General features: G+C 62.8%; 19 protein-coding genes, 1 tRNA gene and 2 pseudogenes. 13 read left to right on the top strand and 9 right to left on the bottom strand.

Going from position 1 to position 21,314, the window contains the following annotated elements; genetic code table 11:
- Window positions 1–25: 25 nt before the first annotated feature.
- The 10 genes from ybgC (at window position 26) to APH33_RS01150 (ending at window position 7,024) form a co-directional block, all read left to right on the top strand.
- Window positions 26–478, top strand: coding sequence for a tol-pal system-associated acyl-CoA thioesterase (gene ybgC / locus APH33_RS01195; protein WP_054883399.1), 453 nt, complete (start codon window positions 26–28; stop codon window positions 476–478).
- A 2-nt stretch (window positions 479–480) separates the two neighbouring features.
- On the top strand, window positions 481–1,176 hold the full coding sequence (tolQ, locus tag APH33_RS01190) for a protein TolQ (protein ID WP_054883398.1): 696 nt from the start codon (window positions 481–483) through the stop codon (window positions 1,174–1,176).
- Between the two features lie 14 nt (window positions 1,177–1,190).
- A complete protein-coding gene (tolR, locus tag APH33_RS01185; RefSeq protein WP_008090221.1) occupies window positions 1,191–1,643 on the top strand; it encodes a protein TolR in 453 nt (150 codons plus the stop codon).
- Window positions 1,643–2,719 (top strand): cell envelope integrity protein TolA, encoded by a 1,077-nt coding sequence (tolA, locus tag APH33_RS01180; protein WP_054883397.1) that lies wholly within the window; start codon window positions 1,643–1,645, stop codon window positions 2,717–2,719. The genes tolR and tolA overlap by 1 nt, the downstream gene beginning before the upstream one ends.
- A gap of 17 nt (window positions 2,720–2,736) precedes the next feature.
- Complete coding sequence (gene tolB, locus APH33_RS01175) at window positions 2,737–4,017, top strand: Tol-Pal system beta propeller repeat protein TolB (RefSeq protein WP_176507941.1); 1,281 nt, start codon at window positions 2,737–2,739, stop codon at window positions 4,015–4,017.
- A gap of 55 nt (window positions 4,018–4,072) precedes the next feature.
- Entirely contained in the window at window positions 4,073–4,570 is a 498-nt protein-coding gene (pal, locus tag APH33_RS01170) for a peptidoglycan-associated lipoprotein Pal (RefSeq protein WP_023381906.1), read from the top strand.
- 6 nt (window positions 4,571–4,576) lie between these two features.
- Window positions 4,577–5,392, top strand: coding sequence for a tol-pal system protein YbgF (ybgF, locus tag APH33_RS01165; protein WP_054883396.1), 816 nt, complete (start codon window positions 4,577–4,579; stop codon window positions 5,390–5,392).
- A 156-nt stretch (window positions 5,393–5,548) separates the two neighbouring features.
- The gene (queE, locus tag APH33_RS01160) at window positions 5,549–6,196 is read left to right on the top strand and encodes a 7-carboxy-7-deazaguanine synthase QueE (RefSeq protein WP_054883395.1); all 648 of its coding nucleotides are present in this window, start codon (window positions 5,549–5,551) and stop codon (window positions 6,194–6,196) included.
- A gap of 16 nt (window positions 6,197–6,212) precedes the next feature.
- Window positions 6,213–6,887 carry a 7-cyano-7-deazaguanine synthase QueC gene (gene queC / locus APH33_RS01155; RefSeq protein ID WP_054883394.1) on the top strand — a complete coding sequence of 225 codons (675 nt, stop codon included), beginning with the start codon at window positions 6,213–6,215 and terminating at the stop codon, window positions 6,885–6,887.
- Between the two features lie 61 nt (window positions 6,888–6,948).
- Window positions 6,949–7,024 (top strand) — tRNA-Lys (locus tag APH33_RS01150).
- Between the two features lie 90 nt (window positions 7,025–7,114).
- Here APH33_RS01150 and APH33_RS01145 read toward each other — a convergent pair.
- The 9 genes and pseudogenes from APH33_RS01145 to APH33_RS01110 form a co-directional block, all read right to left on the bottom strand.
- A complete protein-coding gene (locus APH33_RS01145) occupies window positions 7,115–7,324 on the bottom strand; it encodes a hypothetical protein (protein ID WP_054883393.1) in 210 nt (69 codons plus the stop codon).
- Window positions 7,325–7,443: 119 nt separating this feature from the next.
- The gene (locus tag APH33_RS01140) at window positions 7,444–12,651 is read right to left on the bottom strand and encodes a putative Ig domain-containing protein (protein ID WP_054883392.1); all 5,208 of its coding nucleotides are present in this window, start codon (window positions 12,649–12,651) and stop codon (window positions 7,444–7,446) included.
- A gap of 139 nt (window positions 12,652–12,790) precedes the next feature.
- The gene (locus APH33_RS01135) at window positions 12,791–13,315 is read right to left on the bottom strand and encodes a GNAT family N-acetyltransferase (protein WP_054883391.1); all 525 of its coding nucleotides are present in this window, start codon (window positions 13,313–13,315) and stop codon (window positions 12,791–12,793) included.
- Window positions 13,312–13,851, bottom strand: a complete 540-nt coding sequence (locus APH33_RS01130) for a phage tail protein (RefSeq protein WP_054883390.1) — start codon at window positions 13,849–13,851, stop codon at window positions 13,312–13,314. Before APH33_RS01130 ends, APH33_RS01135 begins: the two co-directional genes overlap by 4 nt.
- 39 nt (window positions 13,852–13,890) lie before the next feature.
- On the bottom strand, window positions 13,891–14,460 hold the full coding sequence (locus APH33_RS01125) for a phage tail protein (RefSeq protein WP_054883389.1): 570 nt from the start codon (window positions 14,458–14,460) through the stop codon (window positions 13,891–13,893).
- 28 nt (window positions 14,461–14,488) lie between these two features.
- Entirely contained in the window at window positions 14,489–15,031 is a 543-nt protein-coding gene (locus tag APH33_RS01120) for a phage tail protein (RefSeq protein WP_054883388.1), read from the bottom strand.
- 409 nt (window positions 15,032–15,440) lie between these two features.
- Window positions 15,441–15,694 (bottom strand): annotated as a pseudogene (locus APH33_RS27515) (DUF4400 domain-containing protein); the annotation flags it as partial.
- 114 nt (window positions 15,695–15,808) lie between these two features.
- Window positions 15,809–15,992, bottom strand: a pseudogene (locus APH33_RS27865) (DnaB-like helicase C-terminal domain-containing protein); the annotation flags it as partial.
- 153 nt (window positions 15,993–16,145) lie between these two features.
- Window positions 16,146–16,334 carry a bacteriocin gene (locus APH33_RS01110; protein WP_054883387.1) on the bottom strand — a complete coding sequence of 63 codons (189 nt, stop codon included), beginning with the start codon at window positions 16,332–16,334 and terminating at the stop codon, window positions 16,146–16,148.
- 261 nt (window positions 16,335–16,595) lie between these two features.
- Between APH33_RS01110 and APH33_RS01105 the strand changes: the two genes are divergently transcribed.
- Genes APH33_RS01105 through APH33_RS01095 form a run of 3 tightly spaced genes read left to right on the top strand, consistent with a single transcriptional unit; the run spans window position 16,596 to window position 21,306 of the window.
- On the top strand, window positions 16,596–17,852 hold the full coding sequence (locus tag APH33_RS01105) for an HlyD family secretion protein (protein WP_054883436.1): 1,257 nt from the start codon (window positions 16,596–16,598) through the stop codon (window positions 17,850–17,852).
- A gap of 47 nt (window positions 17,853–17,899) precedes the next feature.
- Window positions 17,900–19,954, top strand: coding sequence for a peptidase domain-containing ABC transporter (locus tag APH33_RS01100; protein WP_371263230.1), 2,055 nt, complete (start codon window positions 17,900–17,902; stop codon window positions 19,952–19,954).
- Window positions 19,951–21,306, top strand: coding sequence for a TolC family protein (locus APH33_RS01095; protein ID WP_054883385.1), 1,356 nt, complete (start codon window positions 19,951–19,953; stop codon window positions 21,304–21,306). The genes APH33_RS01100 and APH33_RS01095 overlap by 4 nt, the downstream gene beginning before the upstream one ends.
- The last annotated feature ends 8 nt before the right edge of the window (window positions 21,307–21,314 follow it).

The following is a 21,314-nucleotide window of genomic DNA, read 5'->3' as shown; positions in this document are numbered from 1 at the left end:
CAAGCTGAGGAGTAAGCACTAGAGTATGCGCGCGCAAAATGGCCTGGAACCGTTCGCACACCGTTGTCGCGTCTATTACGAAGATACCGATGCCGGTGGCGTGGTGTATTACGTCAATTACCTGAAATTCATGGAGCGCGCGCGCACCGAGCGCCTGCGGCATCTGGGCTTTTCCCAGGCGCAGTTGGCCGAGGACAACCTGCTGTTCGTGGTTCATTCCAGCGAAGCCCGCTATCACGCGCCGGCACGCCTTGATGACGAGCTGAGGGTCACCGCGCAAGTACTTGAACTCAATCGCGCCAGCCTGCGCTTCGTGCAGCAGGTCTGGCGGGAAAAAGATGAAACGCTGCTCTGCGAAGGGCAGTTCCTGGTGGCCGCCGTGCGCGCCGACACTTTCAAACCCCGAGCCATACCCCCGGAGCTGCGCGACGCCTTTGTGGCGGACGGCTCGGGTAATCAATCGAACGCAGGAGAATAAGCGTGGAAGCTAACGTCGTCGACCATACCTCCATGTGGAGTCTGGTCAGCAATGCCAGCGTGGTGGTACAGCTGGTAATGCTGACCCTGGTGGCCGCCTCGGTCACCTCATGGATCATGATCTTCCAGCGCAGCACCATGCTGCGCGCTGGTCGCCGTGCGCTGGATGCCTTCGAGGAGCGCTTCTGGTCGGGTATCGACCTGTCCAAGCTGTATCGTCAGGCGGGCAGCAACCCGGACCCGGACTCCGGTGTGGAGCAAGTCTTCCGTGCCGGCTTCAAGGAGTTCTCGCGCCTGCGTCAGCAGCAGGGGGTTGATCCGGACGCGGTCATGGAAGGCGTGGCGCGTGCCATGCGCGTGGCCATCTCGCGTGAAGAAGAAAAGCTCGAGCAGAGCCTGCCGTTCCTCGCCACCGTAGGTTCGACCAGCCCGTACATCGGCCTGTTCGGTACCGTGTGGGGCATCATGAACTCGTTCCGCGGCCTGGCCAGTGCCCAGCAGGCCACCCTGGCCACTGTTGCCCCGGGTATCGCCGAAGCGCTGGTCGCCACCGCCATCGGCCTGTTCGCGGCCATTCCTGCGGTGATCGCCTACAACCGTTTCGCGGCGCGCAGCGAAGTGCTGATCGGCCGTTACTACACCTTCGCCGACGAGTTCCAGGCGATCCTGCACCGCAAAGTGCACACCAGCGAAGAGTAATCAGGTAGAAGCCCATGGCCCGAGTTCGCCACAAACGCAAGCCCGTCGCCGAGATGAACGTGGTGCCCTACATCGACGTGATGCTGGTGCTGCTGGTCATCTTCATGGTGACGGCGCCCATGCTCAACCAGGGCGTGAAGGTCGACCTGCCCAAGGTTTCCAGCGAAGCCTTGCCGCAGGACAACAACGTCCAGATCCTCACCATCTCCATCAAGGCCGACAAGACCTACTACTGGAACCTCGGCAGCGAAGTCGATACCGACAAGCAGATGGACAAGGCCATGACCTTGCCGGACATGACCAGCGCAGTGACCAAGATCATTGCCGCCGGTCGCGATCAGGGCAAGCAGACCCAGGTCTTCATTCGAGGCGACAAGGCTGTCGACTACGGCGCCGTCATGGGCGCCATGGGCGGGTTGCAGAAGGCCGGTGTCGGTAACGTTGGCCTGATTACCGAGGCGCCCTGATGCAACAGCGAGAGCCATCCGCCTCGGAAAGCTACTTCTGGCCCAGTGTCTGGGCCATCGGCCTGCATGTGCTGGTGTTCGCCCTGCTGTTCGTCAGCTTTGCCATGACGCCTGAACTGCCGCCTTCCAAGCCGATCGTTCAGGCTACCCTGTATCAGCTCAAGTCCAAGAGTCAGGCGACTACCCAGACCAATCAGAAGATTGCCGGGGAGGCGAAGAAAACCGCCTCGCGCCAGACCGAAGTCGAGCAGCTGGAGCAGAAGAAGGTCGAGCAGGAGGCCATCAAGGCCGCGGAACAAAAGAAAGCCGACGCCGCTCAAAAGGCTGAAGAAGCACGCGAGGCCGCCGAAGCCAAGAAGGCCGAGGAGGCTGCGAAGGCTGCCGAAGCCAAGAAAGCCGCCGAGTCCAAGAAAGCCGAAGAGGCGAAGAAGGCCGCTGAGAAGCAGCAGGCTGACATCGCCAAGAAGAAGGCCGAGGAAGAGGCGAAGAAGCAGGCCGAGGAAGAAGCCAAGAAAAAAGCAGCCGAGGAGGCCAAGAAGCAGGCCGCCGAGGAGGCGAAGAAGAAAGCAGCCGAGGACGCCAAGAAGAAAGCGGCGGCCGAGGAAGCAAAGAAAAAGGCAGCTGAAGAGGCCAAGAAGAAGGCCGCTGCAGATGCACAGAAGAAGAAAGCACAGGAAGCGGCCCGCAAGTCGGCGGAAGACAAGAAAGCTCAGGCACTGGCCGAGCTGTTGTCCGACACCACCGAGCGGCAGCAGGCCCTGGCTGACGAGCAGGGTGACCAGGTGGCCGGCGACTTCGACGACCTGATCCGCATGCGCGCGGCCGAGGGCTGGGCACGTCCGCCTTCCGCGCGTAAGGGCATGACGGTGACCCTGCAGGTCAACATGTTGCCGGACGGCACCGTCACCGGTGTCAGCGTGATCAAGTCCAGCGGCGATGGGCCGTTCGACAGTTCGGCGGTGGCAGCAGTGAAGAACATCGGTCGCTTGACCGAGATGCAGGGTATGAAGCCGAGCGATTTCAATCGTTATCGTTCGTTCAAGATGACATTTACACCTGAGGATCTAGCGTTGTGATTAAACTCCTTCGAGGAATGCTGGTCATGCTCTGCTGCGTGGCTGGCATGGCCATGGCAGAGGAAAAGAACATCCTGGTCACCAGCGGCAGCGATCGGGCTACGCCCATCGCGGTAGTGCCGTTCGGTCTGCAGGGTGGCAGTGTGCTGCCGGAAGACATCGCCGACATCATTGGCAATGACCTGCGCAATTCGGGCTACTACTCGCCGATCCCGCGTCAGAACATGATCAGCCAGCCTACCCAGGCCAGCGAAGTCATCTTCCGCGACTGGAAAGCGCTGGGTGCCCAGTACGTGATGGTTGGCAGCATCGTGCCTTCGGGCGGTCGCCTGCAGGTGCAGTACGCGCTGTTCAACGTCGCCACCGAGCAGCAAGTGCTGACCGGTAGCGTGGCGGGCAGCACCGACCAGCTGCGCGACATGGCGCACTACATTGCCGACCAGTCTTTCGAAAAGCTCACCGGCATCAAGGGTGCATTCTCTACCCGCATGCTGTACGTGACGGCCGAGCGCTTCTCCACCAACAACACCCGCTACACCCTGCAGCGTTCGGACTACGACGGTGCCCGTGCCGTAACCCTGCTGCAGTCGCGTGAACCGATCCTGTCGCCACGCTTCGCGCCGGACGGCAAGCGTATCGCCTATGTGTCGTTCGAGCAGAAGCGCCCGCGGATTTTCGTGCAGAACATCGATACCGGTCGCCGTGAGCAGGTGACCAACTTCGAAGGCCTGAACGGTGCACCTGCCTGGTCGCCTGATGGTTCCCGCCTGGCGTTCGTGCTGTCCAAGGACGGCAACCCGGACATCTATGTGATGAACGTGGCCTCGCGCCAGATCAGCCGTGTGACCGCCGGCCCAGGCATCAACACCGAACCGTTCTGGGGCAAGGATGGCAACACCCTGTACTTCACCTCCGACCGCGGTGGCAAGCCACAGATCTACAAGCAATCGGTCAGCGGTGGTGGTGCCGAGCGTGTAACGTTCGTGGGCAACTACAACGCCAACCCGAAACTGTCGGCGGACGAAAAGACCTTGGTGATGATCCATCGTCAGCAAGGCTTTACCAACTTCAAGGTGGCGGCACAGGACTTGCAGCGCGGAAGTGTAAAGATTCTCTCGGAAACAAGTCTTGATGAGTCGCCCACTGTTGCGCCTAACGGCACCATGCTAATCTACGCCACCCGCCAGCAGGGCCGGGGAGTCTTGATGCTCGTGTCGCTTAACGGCCGTGTGAGGCTCCCACTTCCTACCGCTCAAGGCGAAGTCAGAGAACCGTCCTGGTCCCCTTACCTGAACTGATTGCGGCGTAATACGTTTTTGCTTAACACACTGGGGTTTCATTAGGAGTTTCACGATGGAAATGCTGAAGTTTGGTAAATTTGCTGCGCTGGCTCTGGCCATGGCCGTAGCTGTAGGTTGCTCCTCGAAAGGCGGTGACAACGCTGGTGAAGGCGCTGTTGACCCGAACGCTGGCTACGGTGCCAACACTGGCGCAGTTGACGGCTCCCTGAGCGAAGAAGCTGCCCTGCGCGCAATCACCACCTTCTACTTCGAATACGACAGCTCGGACCTGAAGCCAGAAGCCATGCGCGCTCTGGACGTTCACGCCAAGGACCTGAAAGCCAACGGCAACCGCGTTGTCCTGGAAGGCAACACCGACGAGCGCGGCACCCGCGAGTACAACATGGCTCTGGGTGAGCGTCGTGCGAAAGCCGTTCAGCGCTACCTGGTTTTGCAGGGTGTTTCCCCTGCTCAGCTGGAACTGGTTTCCTACGGCGAAGAGCGTCCAGTTGCCACCGGCAACGACGAGCAGTCCTGGGCTCAGAACCGTCGCGTAGAACTGCGTAAGTAAGTTCTTATGCGTATGTGCCGTCGTGCTGTAACCGTCCTCGCACTCAGCCTTCCGCTCTCGGCGTGGGCTGCGGTTCCTGTAGTTGATGACAACGGGGGTGCTTACCCACCTTCCGGTTATGGCACGAGCGGCGCCTATGCCGGCGCAGGGGCTTCGACCCCTGCTTCGGCACAGGGCCAGCTGTTCATGCAGCTGCAACAGATGCAGGATCAACTTTCCCGTCAGCAAGGCATCATCGAAGAGTTGCAAAACGATGTGTCGCGCATGAAGCAGGAAAACCTGGAGCGTTACCAGGATCTTGATCGTCGTATCAACAGTGGTGCCGCGCCTGCCGCGACCCCAGACAATTCCTCCACCGGTGGTGCATCCAATGCCGCCGCCGGTGCCGCAGCAGGTGCCGCTGGCGCTGCTGCACAACAACCGGCCGCCAGCAGCGAGCCCGGTGATCCGGCGAAAGAAAAGCTCTACTACGACGCCGCTTTCGACCAGATCAAGCAGAAGGACTTCGACAAGGCCAGCCAGGCGTTCAACGCCTTCCTGCGCAAGTACCCGAACAGCCAGTACGCCGGCAACGCCCAGTACTGGCTGGGTGAGGTGAACCTGGCCAAGGGCGACCTGCCAGCGGCCAGCCAGGCGTTCGCCCAGGTCAGCCAGAAGTACCCCAAGCACAGCAAGGTGCCAGATTCGCTGTACAAGCTGGCTGACGTCGAGCGCCGCATGGGCCACACCGACAAGGTCAAGGGCATCCTGCAACAGGTCATCACCCAGTACCCCGGCACCTCAGCCGCGCAACTGGCGCAACGCGACCTGCAGAAGCTCTAAGTTGTACCTTTGCAAGAAACCCGCGCCTGTCGCGGGTTTTTTCGTTAGAATCACTGCCCTTTTATAAACACGCTGTAGCGGATAACGCCATGTCGAGTCCGCGACAGTGCCTGACGGAGGCGGACAGCCTGTTTAGCTGTCACGCCCGTGGCGAACATGCAAGACACATTACGCATCACCGAAGTCTTTTACTCTTTGCAGGGTGAAACACGAACGGCTGGGCTGCCCACGGTATTCGTGCGCCTGACCGGTTGCCCCCTGCGCTGCCAGTACTGCGACAGCGCCTACGCCTTCACTGGTGGCACCATTCGCACCCTCGATTCGATCCTTGAGCAGGTGGCCGGCTTCAAGCCGCGTTACGTCTGCGTCACTGGCGGCGAGCCGTTGGCCCAGCCGAACGCCTTGCCGCTGCTGCAGCGCCTGTGCGATGCCGGCTACGAAGTGTCGCTGGAGACCAGCGGCGCCCTCGATATCTCGGGCACCGATGAGCGCGTCAGCCGCGTGGTCGACCTCAAGACCCCAGGGTCGGAAGAGTCGCACCGCAACCGCTACGAGAACATCGAGCAGCTGACCCGCAACGACCAGGTCAAGTTCGTCATCTGTTCCCGTGAGGACTACGACTGGGCAGTGTCCAAGCTGATCCAGTACAACCTGGCCGAACGCGCGGGCGAGGTATTGTTCTCGCCCAGCCATCAGCAGGTGAGCGCGACCGACCTGGCCGACTGGATCGTCGCCGACAACCTGCCCGTGCGTTTCCAGATGCAGCTGCACAAGCTGCTGTGGAACGACGAACCCGGACGTTGATTGAGGAGTGAAACAGATGACTGATAAACGCGCAGTAATCCTGCTGTCTGGCGGCCTCGATTCGGCCACGGTGGTGGCCATGGCCAAGGCCGAAGGCTACAGCTGCTACACCATGAGCTTCGACTATGGCCAGCGCCATCGCGCCGAACTGAACGCCGCCGCCCGCGTCGCCCGTGACCTGGGCGTGGTCGAACACAAGGTCATTGGCCTCAACCTCGATGGTATCGGTGGCTCGGCCCTGACCGACAGCAGCATCGATGTGCCGGAGTCTCCGGGCGAGGGTATTCCCGTCACCTACGTGCCGGCCCGCAACACCGTGTTCCTGTCGCTGGCACTGGGGTGGGCGGAAGTGCTGGAGGCGCGTGACATCTTTATCGGCGTCAACGCAGTGGACTACTCCGGCTACCCGGATTGCCGCCCCGAGTTCGTCGAGGCGTTCGAGCGCATGGCCAACCTGGCCACCAAGGCCGGTGTAGAAGGGCAGGGCTTCCGCATCCAGGCGCCGCTGCAGAACATGAGCAAGGCGCAGATTGTGCAGGCGGGTATCGCCCGAGGCGTGGACTACAGCCTGACGGTGTCCTGCTACCAGGCCAATGATGAAGGCCAAGCCTGTGGCAAATGCGACAGCTGCCGCCTGCGTGCCGATGGTTTCAAGGCGGCGGGCGTAGCAGATCCAACCCGCTACTTCTGACAAAAGGTTGGCTCGGGTATTGATTTCCCGTTAGAAATCAGTATTATACGCGCCAACCAGCGGGTCGTTAGCTCAGTTGGTAGAGCAGTTGGCTTTTAACCAATTGGTCGTAGGTTCGAATCCTACACGACCCACCATATGCAAAGCGGTTCGTGAGTACTAGAGAGGGGGCTTGCCAGAGCCAGTTTCTAGTCTTGCAGCCGTTTGAGGCGAACCTTAGGCTCGCTTCACCGTGATGTCCATATGAAATAGCCCGCAGCCTGCATTGGTTCGCGGGCTTTTTCGTTGGTCAAGCTAGCGTAAGCACTACCTCTGGTTTGCTCGGACGCCCTTTCAGCCTCGGCCGTGGGAACGGTCAGGAAACTGCCTGTAATGGCGAACAGCGAACCGAAGAGAATGCGGCGCGCTGACACCTGATAGAGAAAGTACTTGTTCATTGCAGGGCTCTGGCAAGACTGACTATGGGCAGCAGGATGCCGAGACAATGGGACCGCAAGGCGGCCCCATCGCGGAGTTACCTGGCATCGCCCAGCCAGGCCTCAGTTTCATAGCGTTCTTAGAACCTTGCGTCTACTCCGATGCGGAACATCTCGTTGCGCTCGTTGGTACCCAGCGCGGTTTTGTAAGACAGCCCCAGGCGCCATGTGCGGCCAAGGTTCAGATCTAGCCCGGTATCCAGGTCCATGAAGTTGCTGTCCAGCGTATCGGGCGAGAGTCGATACAGCAGTCCGTCGCTACCCTGGTCGGTGTAGCGCATGCGGTAATCCTCGTTGCGGCTGAAGTTGTGGCCCCAGGCTAGGCCAACCCGTGGCGTCAGCACACCGATGCCCGTGTGGATGTTGTAGCCCGAGCGCAGCCCCAGGAACGAGGTGAAATAGCGCAGGTCCTGCTCTTCATACGACAACCCATATACGCCCCCGCCGCGCTCGCTGAACGCATCGAGTCGGGTGTAGCTGCCGTTGACGCGCGCATAAGGTGCCAGCGACAGGGCGCCGTGGCGGTACTCGTAGCTGGCAGTGAGCGAGGCGAACAGCTGGTCGGCATCCCGCGAACCGTGGGCGTAGCCGTTGGACGGGTCGGCGGTGACATAGCGTCGCGAATCAAAGCGGATCCGGTTGTATCCCAGCAGCGCATCGACGTACATCTCGGACACGGGATTGACGCTGAGGTAGGCCGCCAGGCCCAGAGCATCGCCCTCGCTGCGGGTGTCATGTTCGCCGATGTCGGCGCGGTCGTTGCCGTATCCGAAACCAACGCCGACCACTGTCTGTGGCGATAGCCGGTAATCCAGGCCGGCGCTCAGGCCATAGGTGGTGAAGCTGTTGTCCTGGACGCCCCGGGCACGGTTGGAACCGGTATTGACGAAACCATCGGTCCAGAACGCCAAGGCCTCTTCGCGGCATTCACCGGAGCTGGCGCGCGTGCTGTCTTTCTCCTGGCGCCGTTGCTCGTCATCATCGCCCTCGCCGTTGCCCTCAAGCTCGTCGCGCAAGGCCTTGCCCAGCCCGCCCAGGCTAACGTCGTCGCGGCCATGGCGCACGCTGGCATTGAATGAATCACGGTCGCAGGTGGGGCGGTGCAACTGCTCCAGCCGGCGGTTGAAGTTGTCCATCTGAGTGCTGGCAAAACGCTCGGCGGCGCGCGACTGGGCGTTGAGCAGGCCAATCACTTCGGGGTCGCGGGTGGGGTCGGGGCGTGCCTGTATGGTAAAGGTGACGCTGCTGTTGGCTTGGCTGCCACCCGTGTTCTGCAGGCTGAAGGTCACCACTGCGGTGCCGGCGAACGCCGCCGCGGGGACGAAGTTCAGGGTGAACGGACCACTCATGCTGGCCCGGCCGGCCGACGCCGGCGTCACGCTCAACAACCGTGCGCGCAGGAACGGGCCACCGCTGGCGCCGCGGGTCAGGTTGACATTGGCACTCTGCCCAGCCGCCAGGGTTTCACTGGATGGCGGCACCACGATCGCCTGGGCCAGCACCTGAAGGTTGTAGCTGCGAATGCCGGTGGCGCCGTGGGCGTCGCTGGCGGTGATGGTGAAAGTGCTGGTGGCAACGGTGGTCGGTGTACCGCTGATGGTCCCGGTACTCCCATCGAGGGTCAGCCCTGCCGGCAGGCTGCCGCTGCCTAGGGTGTAGGTGTAGGGGGCGGTGCCGCCGCTGGCGGCCAGGTTGGCACTGTAGGCAGTGCCCAGGGTGGCATCGCCTAGACCCGGGGTGGCCGGACTGATAGTCAGCGTCGGCGCGGACACGGTGAGGGTCACGGTGGCGGGCGCTGAGGTGCCCCCCGCACCGGTGGCGGTGTAGCTGAAGCTGTCGCTACCGGAGTAGCCGGCGGTTGGCGTATAGCTGATGGTGAGGCCGCTGACTGATGTTGTGCCATGACTCGGCCTGCTGCTTACCGCCACGCTGCTGGCTGCGTCGCCGCTGAGGTTGAGGGTGATCGGGTTGGCCGAGCTGTTCGCCGTTACCGTAGCGCTGACTGCGCCTGCCACCGGCGCCTGGCTGGCGACGGTCAGGGTGTAGGCTTGGTTACCGGTGAAGCCAGTATTGTCGGTGGCCATCACGGTGAAGGTAGCGTTGCCGGAAGCGGTAGGGGTGCCGCTGAGGTTGCCGCTGTTGGACAGCGAGAGGCCTTGTGGCAGGGCGCCGCTGCTCAGGCTGTAGCTGTACGGCGCACTACCACCACTGGCGCTGATGATCTGTGAATAGGCTGTGCTGACCGTGGCGCCAGGCAGGTTGGCAGGTGTCAGCGTAATGCTCGGCGCCTGCACGGTGACCAATACCGTGGCGGCACTCGAAGTACCGCCTGCACCTGTAGCGGTGTAACTGAAACTGTCGCTACCGGCGAAACCGGAGTTGGGGGTGAAGGTGATGCTGGTGCCGGTGACGCTGGCCACGCCGTTGCTGGGGTTGCTGGCAATCGCCACCGACGCGGCAGGGCCGCCACTGAGGGCGAGGGTGACCGGGTTGCTGCTGCTGTTTGCCATGACAATGAGGCTGACGTTGCCGGCCACTGGTGCGGGCGCGTCGATCGTGACGCTGTAGGCCCGCGCGCCGGTAAAGGTGAGGCTGTCGGTAGCGGTGATGGTGAAGTTAGCCGGTGTAGTATTCGTCGGCGTACCCGAGATCACCCCGGCAGCGCTCAGGCTCAGGCCGCTGGGCAGTGCGCCGCTGGTGACCGCGAAGCTGTAAGGCGCCGTACCGCCACTGGCGCTCACGGCTTGGCTGTAGGGTGCACCATAGTTGCCATTGGGCAGGGTCGCCGGTGCCAGGCTGATGCTCGGTGCAGCGATGGTAACCGTGTAGCTGTTGCTGCCGGTGGCACCGTACTGGTCGGTGCTGCTGATGCTGAAGTTAAAAGTGCCGCTGCCGCTTGGGGTGCCGCTGAACACGCCAGCACTGGAGAACGTTACTCCTGGCGGCAGCGTGCCGGAGACCAGCGCATAAGTGTACGGCGCAGTACCGGCGTCGCTGGCCAAGGTCTGGTTGTAGGCACTGCCGGCGGTGCCGCTCGGCAGGCTGGCCGGGGTGATCGCCAGTGTCGGCTTCGATACCGTGAGGGTCACGCTGGCCGGCGTCGAAGTACCAGAGGCGTTGGTGGCGGTGTAGGTGAAAGTATCGGCGCCCGAGTAGCCGGCCGTTGGCGTGTAGGTGATGGTAGTGCCGCTGGCGACTGCCGTGCCGTGGCTGGCATTGCTGGCAACCGCCACCGAGGTGGCGGCACCGCCACTGAGGTTCAGGGTGATTGGGTTGCTTATGGTGTTTGCCATCACGGTGAGGCTGACGTTGCCGGCCACTGGTGCGGGCGTGTCGATCGTGACGCTATAGGCCCGCACGCCGGTAAAGGTGAGGCTGTCGGTAGCGGTGATGGTGAAGTTAGCCGGTGTGGTATTCGTCGGCGTACCCGAGATCACCCCGGCAGCGCTCAGGCTCAGGCCGCTGGGCAGTGCGCCGCTGGTGACCGCGAAGCTGTAAGGCGCCGTACCGCCACTGGCGCTTAACGTCTGGCTGTAGGCCACACCCAGCACGGGCTCAGGGAGGGTGGTCGGGCCGACACTGACAGTGGGGGCATTGATGATGAGCGTATAGGCAGTTGAGATGGTCTGCAGGTTGGCATCGCTGGCTTGCACCGTGAAACTGGTGGAGCCGGAGGCTGTAGGCACACCGCTCAGCGTGCCGGTGGAAGAAAGGCTGAGGCCACTGGGTAAAGCTCCGCTGGTGATGGCGTAGCTGTACGGCGCGATACCCCCGCTGGCGGTGAAGGTCTGGTTGTAAGAGCTGCCAGCGTTGCCATTGGGCAGGCTGGCCGGTATTAGGGACTGGGTCGGGCTGGCGATGACGATGGTGTACGCCTGTTGGCCACTGAACAGGTTGCCATCGGTGGCTTGCAGGGTGAAGGTGTAAGAGCCTGGCGCGCTGGGTGTGCCGGCCAAGGCGCCGCCGGATGCCAGGGCCAGCCCAGTCGGCAGGCTGCCCGCAACGACGCTGTAGGTGTAGCTGCCGTTACCGCCGCTGGCGCTCACGGCTTGGCTGTACGGTGCACCATAATTGCCATTGGGCAGGGTCGCCGGTGCCAGGCTGATGCTCGGTGCAGCGATGGTAACCGTGTAGCTGTTGCTGCCGGTGGCACCGTACTGGTCGGTGCTGCTGATGCTGAAGTTAAAAGTGCCGCTGCCGCTTGGGGTGCCGCTGAACACGCCAGCACTGGAGAACGTTACTCCTGGCGGCAGCGTGCCGGAGACCAGCGCATAAGTGTACGGCGCAGTACCGGCGTCGCTGGCCAAGGTCTGGTTGTAGGCACTGCCGGCGGTACCGCTCGGCAGGCTGGCCGGGGTGATCGCCAGTGTCGGCTTCGATACCGTGAGGGTCACGCTGGCCGGCGTCGAAGTACCAGAGGCGTTGGTGGCGGTGTAGGTGAAGGTATCGGCGCCCGAGTAGCCGGCCGTTGGCGTGTAGGTGATGGTAGTGCCGCTGGCGACTGCCGTGCCGTGGCTGGCATTGCTGGCAACCGCCACCGAGGTGGCGGCACCGCCGCTGAGGTTCAGGGTGATTGGGTTGCTGGTGCTGTTGGCGGCCACCGTGGCGCTGACAGCGCCGGCAGTGGGGGGGGCGAGGTAGGTGTACTGGCTGGCACTGCTGGTTAGCGACGTGCCGCCTGCCGTAGATACCGTCACGTCGACGACGCCAGCGGTGTGACCGGGCGCTGTCGCGGTGATCTGGGTGCTGCTGTTGACCGTGAACGCGGTGGCCGGTGTGGTACCGAATTTCACTCCCGTAACGCTTGTGAATCCACTACCCGTAATGATTACGCTGTTGGCGCCACTGGTACTGCCCGATGAAGGGGACAGAGCGGTCACGCTTGGGCCGGCGCCGGTGATGGTGATGCTGTAGTTCGCCACTTCCATGGTGAAGCGGTCGTACACCAGAACACTGAAGTTGTAGGTGCCCGGTGCCACGTTCGTGATGCCGTGGATGGTCGTGGTGGTGCTGTTGTCCGACTCATCGATGACCAGGCCGGTGGGCAGGCAGTTGGTCCCGCCGGCGTTACAGTCATACCACCCAGTCATCGGTAAGGTCCCTCCGCTCACGCTCAAACCAATGCTCAGGTTCTGGCCTGGCGCGTAGCTGCCCAGGTTCGTGCCGCTAGGCGGAGAGAAGGTCATAGCGCCGGCCTGGGCGGGTAGGAGCGACGCCAGGGCCAGCAGCCACAGGAAGCAGAACAGGCTATACAGCCGGGGGCGGGGGAACACGCGTGGGCGGGTCATGGGGACATCCTGCCGTTGGCCGATCGTCGATCGGCTGAGGTCCTAGAGAGAATCAGGCTGGCATGGCCAGCGATCGTTGGTTGCCGATGAGTGGCAGGAGGGCTAACTGTCCATGTACGTGTTCCGTCGCGTGGGTCGCTCAAGGGTGTGCGGTTGAGGGTTGTCGACGCATCTGAAGGTACAGGCCCTGGTCGGCACAGACCTCGAAGCCCAGGCGCAGGTAAAGCGCCTGGGCCGGGTTGGTCAGGTCAACACTGAGCGTGCACGCTTTGCAGAGGCCGTCACACAGTGTCAGTACTGCGTCGAGCACGGCGCTGCCGATGCCCAGGCCCTGCCAGGCAGGTAGCAGTGCGATGTCGACCACCCGCATGTCAGTTTCGCTTTCATTCAGGCAGAGCCGGCCAATCGCCTGGCCAGCCTGTTCGATGATCAGGAAGTGGGCCATCGGGTAGTGCTGGGCATAGTGGCGGCCTTGCAGGTCGGCCTGGGCATGCAGGAATGCCTCGCGCTGCGCATCGCTCCACGGTGCGGCGGCAAACTCGGCCGCACGCCGGGCAACGAACAGGGCTCGCAGCAGGCCGCCGTCGGTCTCGGCCTGCTGGCGCAGGTCGAGACCGAGGCAGGCATGGCGCTGGAGGTACTCGGTCAGCAGCTCGCCACTCATTGTCTTTGCGGGTAAATGCCGTCTTGGCATATGCAATAGGCCAAGGTCAGGTAGGGCTGCATGAGCGAGCGCTGACCGCCGCCAGTGTTGCTGCCGCTCTGGCCGATAGTCTCGGCGGCCAGGGTGAACTCTGCGTTGCCCGCGGTTGCGCTGTACAACAATGTGTTACGCGGCTGCGCAAGGTAGGTCTGGTTGGTCGGTATGTCCACGCCCGAGGCGAAATCAGTGCCAGGTTGGGCATTGAGGGTATGGGTATGCGGGGCGAAGTTGTCATAGGTCAGCGTTACTGCGTCGGCACCTACGCCACTGTTGAGCGGGCGCGAGGTCAGGCTCGGGTTTGCGCCCATGCCCATGGCTACCCGGCCGTTGAGGTCGGGCAGGTTGAACTTGGTAGTGTCGCCGCCGTACTTGTTGCCGATCACCGAGTACAGCGCAGGGAATGACTGGACCGCTTGCGACGATCCGTCACACAGCAGCCAGCCGCTGGGAATGAAAGCGTAGGGGAAGAGCCTGATTTCGCCGGTGAATGCGTCCATGAACGATTTTCCTGGAAGTGTGCGGGCAAGTGCGCGGCGTCAGCCTTGGCTCGGGTAGAGCCCAGCGACAGCGATGATGTAGTTGATGGCGCGTGACGCCATCATATTGTCGTGGGGCAAGCCTTTGCCGCCTGCCGTTACCAGCGCGCCCGGGTTCAACGTCACGGGCGCAGTGGTGCTGGTGCTGTACAGGCCCCTGACCTGGCCGTCCTTGGTGAAAGCACCGAATGTACGGATATTCTTTTGCGTGTTGTCGGCTGGCGCCGCGCTATCGGCAGGCGAATTGGTGACGTAGAACGCGTGGCTATGGGCGGGAGTATTGGAAGTAGTCAAGGCGACTTGCTCGGTGCCCGGAATTTGTCCGATCGTTCGAGGTGTCAGGCTTTTTTTCGTCTCATCAATGCCCGTGCCGGTGCCAACGGCGACCCGGCCACGCAGGTCGGGAACGCCGAAGGTATGCCGGCCGTCGCCGCCATAGGTAGTGCCGACCAGCGAATAGAATGCCTGATAGTCGTTGATCTGCAGCAGCCTGCCGTCACACGGAACCCAGTCGACAGGAGGGAAGTCGCCCGCGAACATCCGGATTTCCCCGATGAAGTAGTCAGTCATGGCTTGCCCCTTTGAAGGTTGTGATCGTTTAGTACTGGCGCATCGGGTAGGCACCCTGAGTCGCGATGCAGTAGCTCAGGCAGAGAGAGGGCTGCATGTTGGGCACCGGCGTCTGTGCCGTAGTGCCGACGGTATTGGAGTTAAGGGCCACCAGCTTGGTTTTATCAGCGGTGACGTAGGTCGGTTGCACTGGGGTGGAATTTGCGTTGGCGTTGGTTCCCGGATAGCGGCCCTGCGGCCCGCTATTGCCCATGCTGTTATTGCTCACCTGAACGGTGTGGCTGTGGGCGAAGAGTGCAGAGGCCGGCACCATGACCTCCTCTGCTCCACCTATCTGGGCCATCGGGCGAACAGTGCCGGCCGCAGGATTATTATTGATGCCCACGGCGACCCGCCCGCGCAGGTCGGGCAGGCCGAAGGTGTTCCTACCGTCGCCGCCGTACTGTACGCCCAGCAGCGAGTACAGTGCTGCGTAGGTCTGGATCGGCAACAATCGGCCATCGCAAGGCAGCCAGTACCTGGGAATGACAGTCCAACTGAACAGGCGGATTTCGCCCAGGAAGTTATCCATGCTTTCAAGTCTCCGTTTACTCGTACTGCGCGCACTAGGAATACCCGCCTCGAGGCGCGAGGCAGGCGATACGTACTTCGAAACAGATGAATAAGCTAGTTACCGCTTTGGCTGGAAAGCCGACATCGACGATCTGGTCGTGTGGGGAGTAATCCTTCCTTGGTTACCGGGCAGTGGCGTATGTAGGGCCGCAGGGGCATGTGTGCGGGCGCCCCTGGAATGAGTGGATCCTAACGCGGCGTAGTGGGTAAATGCCATCATTTTGTAAGGGTAAGAGTACTTGAATTTTAAAACGACTGTTTCAGGAGGCGTCGTTGATAATCACCGGTCGTCATTATTCAGAAGGACTCGTTTTTGCAGGTGTCGTCAAATGGCTCAAACACCTCCGTTGCCACCGAACGCATCATGTTTACAAATCCTTCTTGAAGCTCGCGGCGGTAATGCTCACGGATAAGCCGCGCAGGGGAGCAGAACCAGCATCGCGCTGATGCTGATTGGGAGGGCCAGGTAGAACGTCCAGGGAAAGATGGCCAGCGGGATGATCGTTCCGCGGGCCTTGCGGTAGAGGTAGCTCGACTCTCGTCCCACGCCGAACCGCCGCAGATCACGGCGAGCCAGGCCATCGACCAGGCCGGTGAACGCGGCCATGGCGGACAGCGGAATGCCCGCCCCGCCGCTTTGTTCAGCATCGGGATGAACTCGTCCCCGATCAGCTCGTTGAATTCGTCGGCGTGCAGTTGATGCGAACCTTGCCCCCGGCCATGTGGCCTGGCTCAGCGAACGGCAGATGACGCTGATCTCATTGGCTCGATTCTCCTGACCGGAGCACGTCATCATCTGGAGGTAATCAGCAAGGATGAGGCACGGTTTGCCGAAGCGGCGGCTGGCTCGTCGGACCTTGGCCCGATGGCTGTGGTGTCAGGCTTGCGGTGTTATCAATGACAAGCCGGTCCCCATAACCCTTCAGGATGTGCACGGCGTTGGTTCGAATCCTATACGACCCACCCTATGCAGTAACACAAAGCCCGCAACCAGCAATGGTCGCGGGCTTTGTCGTTCTGGGCCTTGTAGAACGGCAAAGGCCCACACCCTCAAAGGCTGCGGGCCTGGCCAATCAGCACAGCTTCAGTTCGAAGAAGTTGTACTTGCCGCCGTTGCTGCCCCAGCTCACATGCAAGATCGAGCCTTGGCCATAGTTAACGACGCTGGCACCGGCGTGGTAGCCAAAAGCTGAAATGCCACCACTGACCTGTTCCAGTTCGTCATCGTCGAGTGTGCGCAGGTTTTCAAGTTCGGTATTCACGGATGAGTCCTCTTCAAGTTGTATTGTTCCGTCACCGGCAAAGCGTCTACCGGACCTGGCAAATCATGTGAAGGGGCTGCCGCTTGAAGCAATAGCACGGGTGACCTAGTGTCCTAGTGCCACAATGTGATGCCGTTCTCGCTGCGTCGCGCACTAGTGCATCTGTACTAGTGCCCGTTGTGACTGGCTTGATTAGTCTGGCCTGGCCCGATGCCGGACTTGCTGCGGGCGATTTCGCAACTGCCAGTAGTAGGCCAGGGAATGCTATTTCGTAAGGAAGCACTGCAATCAGGGGCACGCAACGACCTGGGCAGCGTGATATTGGTATCGCCACCCTCCTTGCGCATCGCCAGCGGCTGTGCGCTGCTGTTCTGCATTGCCGTAGGCCTGTTTATCACCTTTGCCAGCTACACGCGGCGTGAAGCCGTGAGCGGCGTGCTGGTGCCCGAGGCCGGGGTGATCAAGGTCTTCGCCCCGCAGATTGGAGTGGTGCAGGACCTTCAGATCAGCGATGGCGAGCACGTCAAGGCGGGACAGGTCCTGTTGACCCTGGCCAGTGACACCCGCAACGGTGAGGCAGCTGCCAACCAGGATGCCATCAGCCGCCTGCTTGCCAGGCGCAACAACAGCCTGGCCGACGAAATTGCCGAAACCCGCGTGCTTCACCAGCAAGAACATGAGGGCAAGACCCGTCGCCTCGGCATGCTGGAAGGTGAACAGGAAAAAGTCTCCGCGCAGATTGCCCTGACTCGCCAGCGCCTGGCGCTGGCCCAAGGGATCGCCGAACGCTACGCCGAGCTGCAACGTCAGGACTTCGTTTCCCGTGACCTGCTCCAGGCCCGCCAGGATGCCGTGCTGGAAATGCGCCTGCGCGCCGAAGAACTGAACCGCTCGCTGCTGGCCCTGCGCAACGAAAGCGCCGCGTTGCGCGCCGAACTTGCCGAATTGCCTTACCAGCAGACCAAGCAGATGGCGGAGCTGCAGCGCCGGCTGCTGGAGAGCCAGAGCAGCCTGCTGGAAAGCGAGGTCAAGCGCCAAGTGATGATCACCGCCCCGGTGGCCGGGGAGGTGGCGGCGCTAGGCGTGGTCAACGGGGCACGCGCCGATACCGGCCGCCCGCTGCTTAGCCTGGTACCGCAGGACAGCCGCCTTTATGCGGAGCTCCATGTGCCCAGCCGCTCGGCCGGCTTCGTGAGGCCAGGGAATACGGTGCTGCTGCGCTACCAGGCCTTCCCCTACCAGCATTTTGGCCTGGCCCGCGGTACCGTCGCCTCGGTTTCCCGCAGCGCCATGCCGGCTGACGAGGTCATGAGCGTTGGCGTGCCCTCCGAGGAGTTGCGCGAACAAGGGCCGCTGTATCGGGTCAAGGTCACGCTGGAGCGGCAAAGTCTGTTCGCCCGCGGCGGTGAAGAACCCCTGCGCTCCGGCATGCAGCTGGACGCGGACATCATGCTGGAGGAGTTGCCGCTCTACGAATGGTTGCTCGAGCCCCTGCGCGGCATAGGAAAACGCTTGTGAGCCTTTACCATTCCCTTAGCTTTGGCATCGGCCGCAAGCTGCCTGTGATGCTGCAGGTCGAGGCTGCCGAATGTGGCCAGGCCTGCCTGGCGATGGTTGCCGCCTATCACGGCCAGGTGCATGACATGCAGGGCCTGCGCCAGAAGCTCGCGCCTTCCATGAAAGGGGCCACGCTCAAGCAACTGATGGCCATGGCCGGACACTTGGGCCTGGCCGCGCGACCGTTGCGTCTGGAGCTGGAGGCACTGCCGCAATTGCGTCTGCCGTGCATACTGCACTGGGAGTTCAAACACTTCGTGGTGCTCAAGGAGGTCGGCCCGCGGGGCGTGGTCATCCATGACCCGGCGCGCGGAGTGTGCAAGCTTGGCCTCGAAGAGGTCTCCAGGGCCTTCACTGGCGTCGCCCTGGAGCTATGGCCTCACAGCGATTTCCAGCCAGGCGTGGTGAAGACGCGGCTGTCCCTGCGGCGCTTGCTGGGCAACGTCGAGGGATTTGGCGGCGTATTCGCCCAGATATTGGCGCTGGGCCTGGCGTTGGAGCTGTGCACGGTGCTGGCGCCGTTCTTCATGCAGACGGTGATCGACAAAGTGCTGGTCAGCGCCGATCGCGACCTGCTGGCGGTGCTGGCCATCGGCTTCGGCCTGATGCTGCTGGCCCAGCAGGTGCTGTCGCTGGGGCGTTCGTGGGCCTTGATGTACCTGGGTACGCTGCTTGGCAGCCAGTGGCAGATCAATGTCTTCAACCACCTGGTACGCCTGCCGGTGGCGTTCTTCGAGCGGCGCCATCTGGGCGATATCATTTCTCGCTTCAGTTCGCTCAAGGCGATCCAGCGCACCCTCACCACCTCGTTCATCGAAGCCCTGCTCGATGGCCTGATGACCGTGGTCACGCTGGCCCTGATGTTTCTCTACAGCCCGCCGTTGGCGTTCATTGCGGTGTTTGCCATGCTGCTCTACGGGTTGGCGCGCTGGGCCTGGTTCGGGCCGCTGCGACGGGCCAGCGAAGATGAACTGGTGCATGCAGCCAGGCAGCAGAGCCATTTTCTCGAAACCATGCGCGGCGTGCGCACGCTGAAGCTGTTCGCTCATCAGGAGCAGCGCGCGACGACCTGGAGTGGCCTACTGATCGACGAGATCAATGCCGGTTTGCGGCCGCAGAAGCTGCAACTGCTGTACCGCGCCTTCAACGGTTTGCTGTTCGGCCTGGTGACCCTGCTGGTGATCTGGCTGGGCGCCCGGCAGGTGATGGACGGTGCGCTCAGCGCCGGCATGCTGATCGCTTTCAGTGCCTACAAGGACCAGTTCAACAGCCGCGTGTCCGGGCTGATCGACAAGCTGGTCGACGTGGTGATGCTGCGCCTGCATGGTGAGCGCCTGTCGGACATTGTGCTGGAGGCCGCCGAACCGCAGTCACCGCCATTGCCGGAGGCAGACGCAGCGCCGGTGCCGCGCCTGGAAGTGCGTCAGCTGAGGTTCCGCTATAACGCCTACGAGCCGTGGGTACTGGACGGCGTTTCGCTGGTCATCGAACCGGGTGAGTCGCTGGCCATCGTCGGCCCTTCAGGTTGCGGCAAAAGTACGCTGTTGAACGTGATGCTGGGCATCCTCGTACCGGTGGAAGGGCAGGTACTGCTCGATGGCGAGCCCATTGACGCCCGCTCGATAGGCCGGCTGCGCCGGATCAGCGCCACTGTGCTGCAGGACGACGTGCTGTTCGCCGGCTCGATCGCCGACAACATCAGCTTTTTCGCCACCGACGCCGACCCGGCCTGGATCGAACAGTGTGCACGCCTGGCTGCCGTGCATGACGACATCGCGCGCATGCCGATGGCCTACAACACGCTGGTCGGCGACATGGGCGCAGTGCTCTCCGGCGGGCAGAAGCAGCGTATCCTGTTGGCCCGCGCGCTGTACCGCCGCCCGAAGCTGCTGTTCCTCGACGAAGCCACCAGCCACCTGGACATCCAGCGCGAGGCGGCAGTCAACCAGGCGCTGGAAGCGCTGCACATAACCCGCGTGATCGTCGCCCATCGGCCGGATACCATCCGCTCGGCCCAGCGGGTGGTGGCGCTGCTCGACGGGCGGCTGACGAGCGCATCATGAAGCGCCGCGCAATGCTGGCCATGCTGCTTTGTCTGTGCGGCCTTCAGGGCCAGGCCGCGCAGCCCCTGCAAGCCTGCCCCGGGCCATGGCCTGCCGACCAGCCGCTGTCCTTGTCCCGCGCCGTGGCCATGGCCTTGTGCGCCGACCCCGAGCTGCAGGCCGCCTGGCGTACGGAATTGAGCAGCCAGGCCAGCATGGAGGCCGAACGCTCGGCCTACTGGCCGACCTTGCAGGGGCAGGCGAACAGTGGCCGGGCCAACCGCAAAACGCGCTATGACGGTTTTCCCGAAGCCAACTCCAGCCTCGACGCCCGGACCAGCGGCTATGGGCTGAGCCTCAACTGGGTGCTGTACGACTTCGGCCTGCGCGACGCCAGGGTGGAAAGCGCCCGCCAGTTGCTCAATGCGGCCAGCAGCAGTCGGGTGGAAAAGATCCAGCAGGTGGTACTGGGCACCAGCAAGGCGTTCTACCAGGTGCAGGCCAGCAGTGCCTTGCTCGAAGCCCGGCGCAGCATCGAGGCGCTGGCGGCCGACAGCTTGCGGGTGACCACCGCCAAGCACCAGGCCGGGGCAGGGGAGCGCGCTGATCGCTTGCAGGCACAGACCACCTTCGAGCAGGCGCAGTTGGAGCGGGTGTTGGCCGAAGGTGACCTGGCCATTGCCCACGGTGCGCTGGCCAGCGCTTTGAACCTGTCGCCTTCCGCGCCGCTGCGCCTGGAAGCACTGGACGAGCCGCAAGGCCAGGAAGCGCGCTTCATGCAAAGTGTCGATGCGTTGATGGAGCAGGCCCGGCAGACCCACCCGTCAGTGGACAGCGCTCGCGCCCAATGGGCCTCCAGCCTGGCCAAGGCCGAGGCGGAGCGGGCCCAGGGGCGGCCGACCATCTCGCTGTACAGCGACTACCGGCATGAGGATACGCCGGTCGAACAGGTGGCCTCGCGGCAGCAGATCGAAACCTGGACCGTGGGCGTGCAGGTCAGCGTGCCGATCTTCGATGGCTTTCTGGCCCGCCGCCGGGCGCGGGCGGCCGAGGCGGAAGCGGCGGCGCGGGAGCAGGACCTGTACGGTGCGCAGCGGGCCATCGCCCTGAGTGTCTGGCGCAGCCGCCAATCCCTGGAGGCGCGCACCCAGGCGCTGGTCATCAGCCGCCGGCTGGTCGCCAGTGCCCGTCAGTCGCACCGGGTGGCGCTGGGGCGGTACAAGGCCGGTGTCGGCAGCATCATCGAGCTGCTCAATGCCCAGAACGATCTGGCCAACGCGCAGCAACGGCGGGTCGCGTCGGTGGTCGACTGGTACACCGCGCGCCTGCAACTAGCTGCTGACCTCGGCCAGCTGGACGGCCGCGAGTATTGACGCGGGGG

The sequence above is a fragment of the Pseudomonas sp. NBRC 111130 genome, from assembly GCF_001320485.1.
GTDB classification, from domain to species: domain Bacteria; phylum Pseudomonadota; class Gammaproteobacteria; order Pseudomonadales; family Pseudomonadaceae; genus Aquipseudomonas; species Aquipseudomonas vlassakiae.
The sequence above is the reverse complement of the archived record's forward strand: the minus strand, read 5'-3'. Positions and strand labels throughout refer to the sequence as shown.

Excerpts from the sequence above, each read along its gene's own strand:
- ybgC (WP_054883399.1), top strand. The coding sequence starts at position 26 with ATGCGCGCGCAAAATGGCCTGGAACCGTTCGCACACCGTTGTCGCGTC.
- tolR (WP_008090221.1), top strand. The coding sequence starts at position 1,191 with ATGGCCCGAGTTCGCCACAAACGCAAGCCCGTCGCCGAGATGAACGTG.
- tolA (WP_054883397.1), top strand. The coding sequence starts at position 1,643 with ATGCAACAGCGAGAGCCATCCGCCTCGGAAAGCTACTTCTGGCCCAGT.
- tolB (WP_176507941.1), top strand. The coding sequence starts at position 2,737 with ATGCTGGTCATGCTCTGCTGCGTGGCTGGCATGGCCATGGCAGAGGAA.
- pal (WP_023381906.1), top strand. The coding sequence starts at position 4,073 with ATGGAAATGCTGAAGTTTGGTAAATTTGCTGCGCTGGCTCTGGCCATG.
- ybgF (WP_054883396.1), top strand. The coding sequence starts at position 4,577 with ATGCGTATGTGCCGTCGTGCTGTAACCGTCCTCGCACTCAGCCTTCCG.
- queE (WP_054883395.1), top strand. The coding sequence starts at position 5,549 with ATGCAAGACACATTACGCATCACCGAAGTCTTTTACTCTTTGCAGGGT.
- queC (WP_054883394.1), top strand. The coding sequence starts at position 6,213 with ATGACTGATAAACGCGCAGTAATCCTGCTGTCTGGCGGCCTCGATTCG.
- APH33_RS01145 (WP_054883393.1), bottom strand. The coding sequence starts at position 7,324 with ATGAACAAGTACTTTCTCTATCAGGTGTCAGCGCGCCGCATTCTCTTC.
- APH33_RS01140 (WP_054883392.1), bottom strand. The coding sequence starts at position 12,651 with ATGACCCGCCCACGCGTGTTCCCCCGCCCCCGGCTGTATAGCCTGTTC.
- APH33_RS01135 (WP_054883391.1), bottom strand. The coding sequence starts at position 13,315 with ATGAGTGGCGAGCTGCTGACCGAGTACCTCCAGCGCCATGCCTGCCTC.
- APH33_RS01130 (WP_054883390.1), bottom strand. The coding sequence starts at position 13,851 with ATGGACGCATTCACCGGCGAAATCAGGCTCTTCCCCTACGCTTTCATT.
- APH33_RS01125 (WP_054883389.1), bottom strand. The coding sequence starts at position 14,460 with ATGACTGACTACTTCATCGGGGAAATCCGGATGTTCGCGGGCGACTTC.
- APH33_RS01120 (WP_054883388.1), bottom strand. The coding sequence starts at position 15,031 with ATGGATAACTTCCTGGGCGAAATCCGCCTGTTCAGTTGGACTGTCATT.
- APH33_RS01105 (WP_054883436.1), top strand. The coding sequence starts at position 16,596 with ATGCTATTTCGTAAGGAAGCACTGCAATCAGGGGCACGCAACGACCTG.
- APH33_RS01100 (WP_371263230.1), top strand. The coding sequence starts at position 17,900 with ATGCTGCAGGTCGAGGCTGCCGAATGTGGCCAGGCCTGCCTGGCGATG.
- APH33_RS01095 (WP_054883385.1), top strand. The coding sequence starts at position 19,951 with ATGAAGCGCCGCGCAATGCTGGCCATGCTGCTTTGTCTGTGCGGCCTT.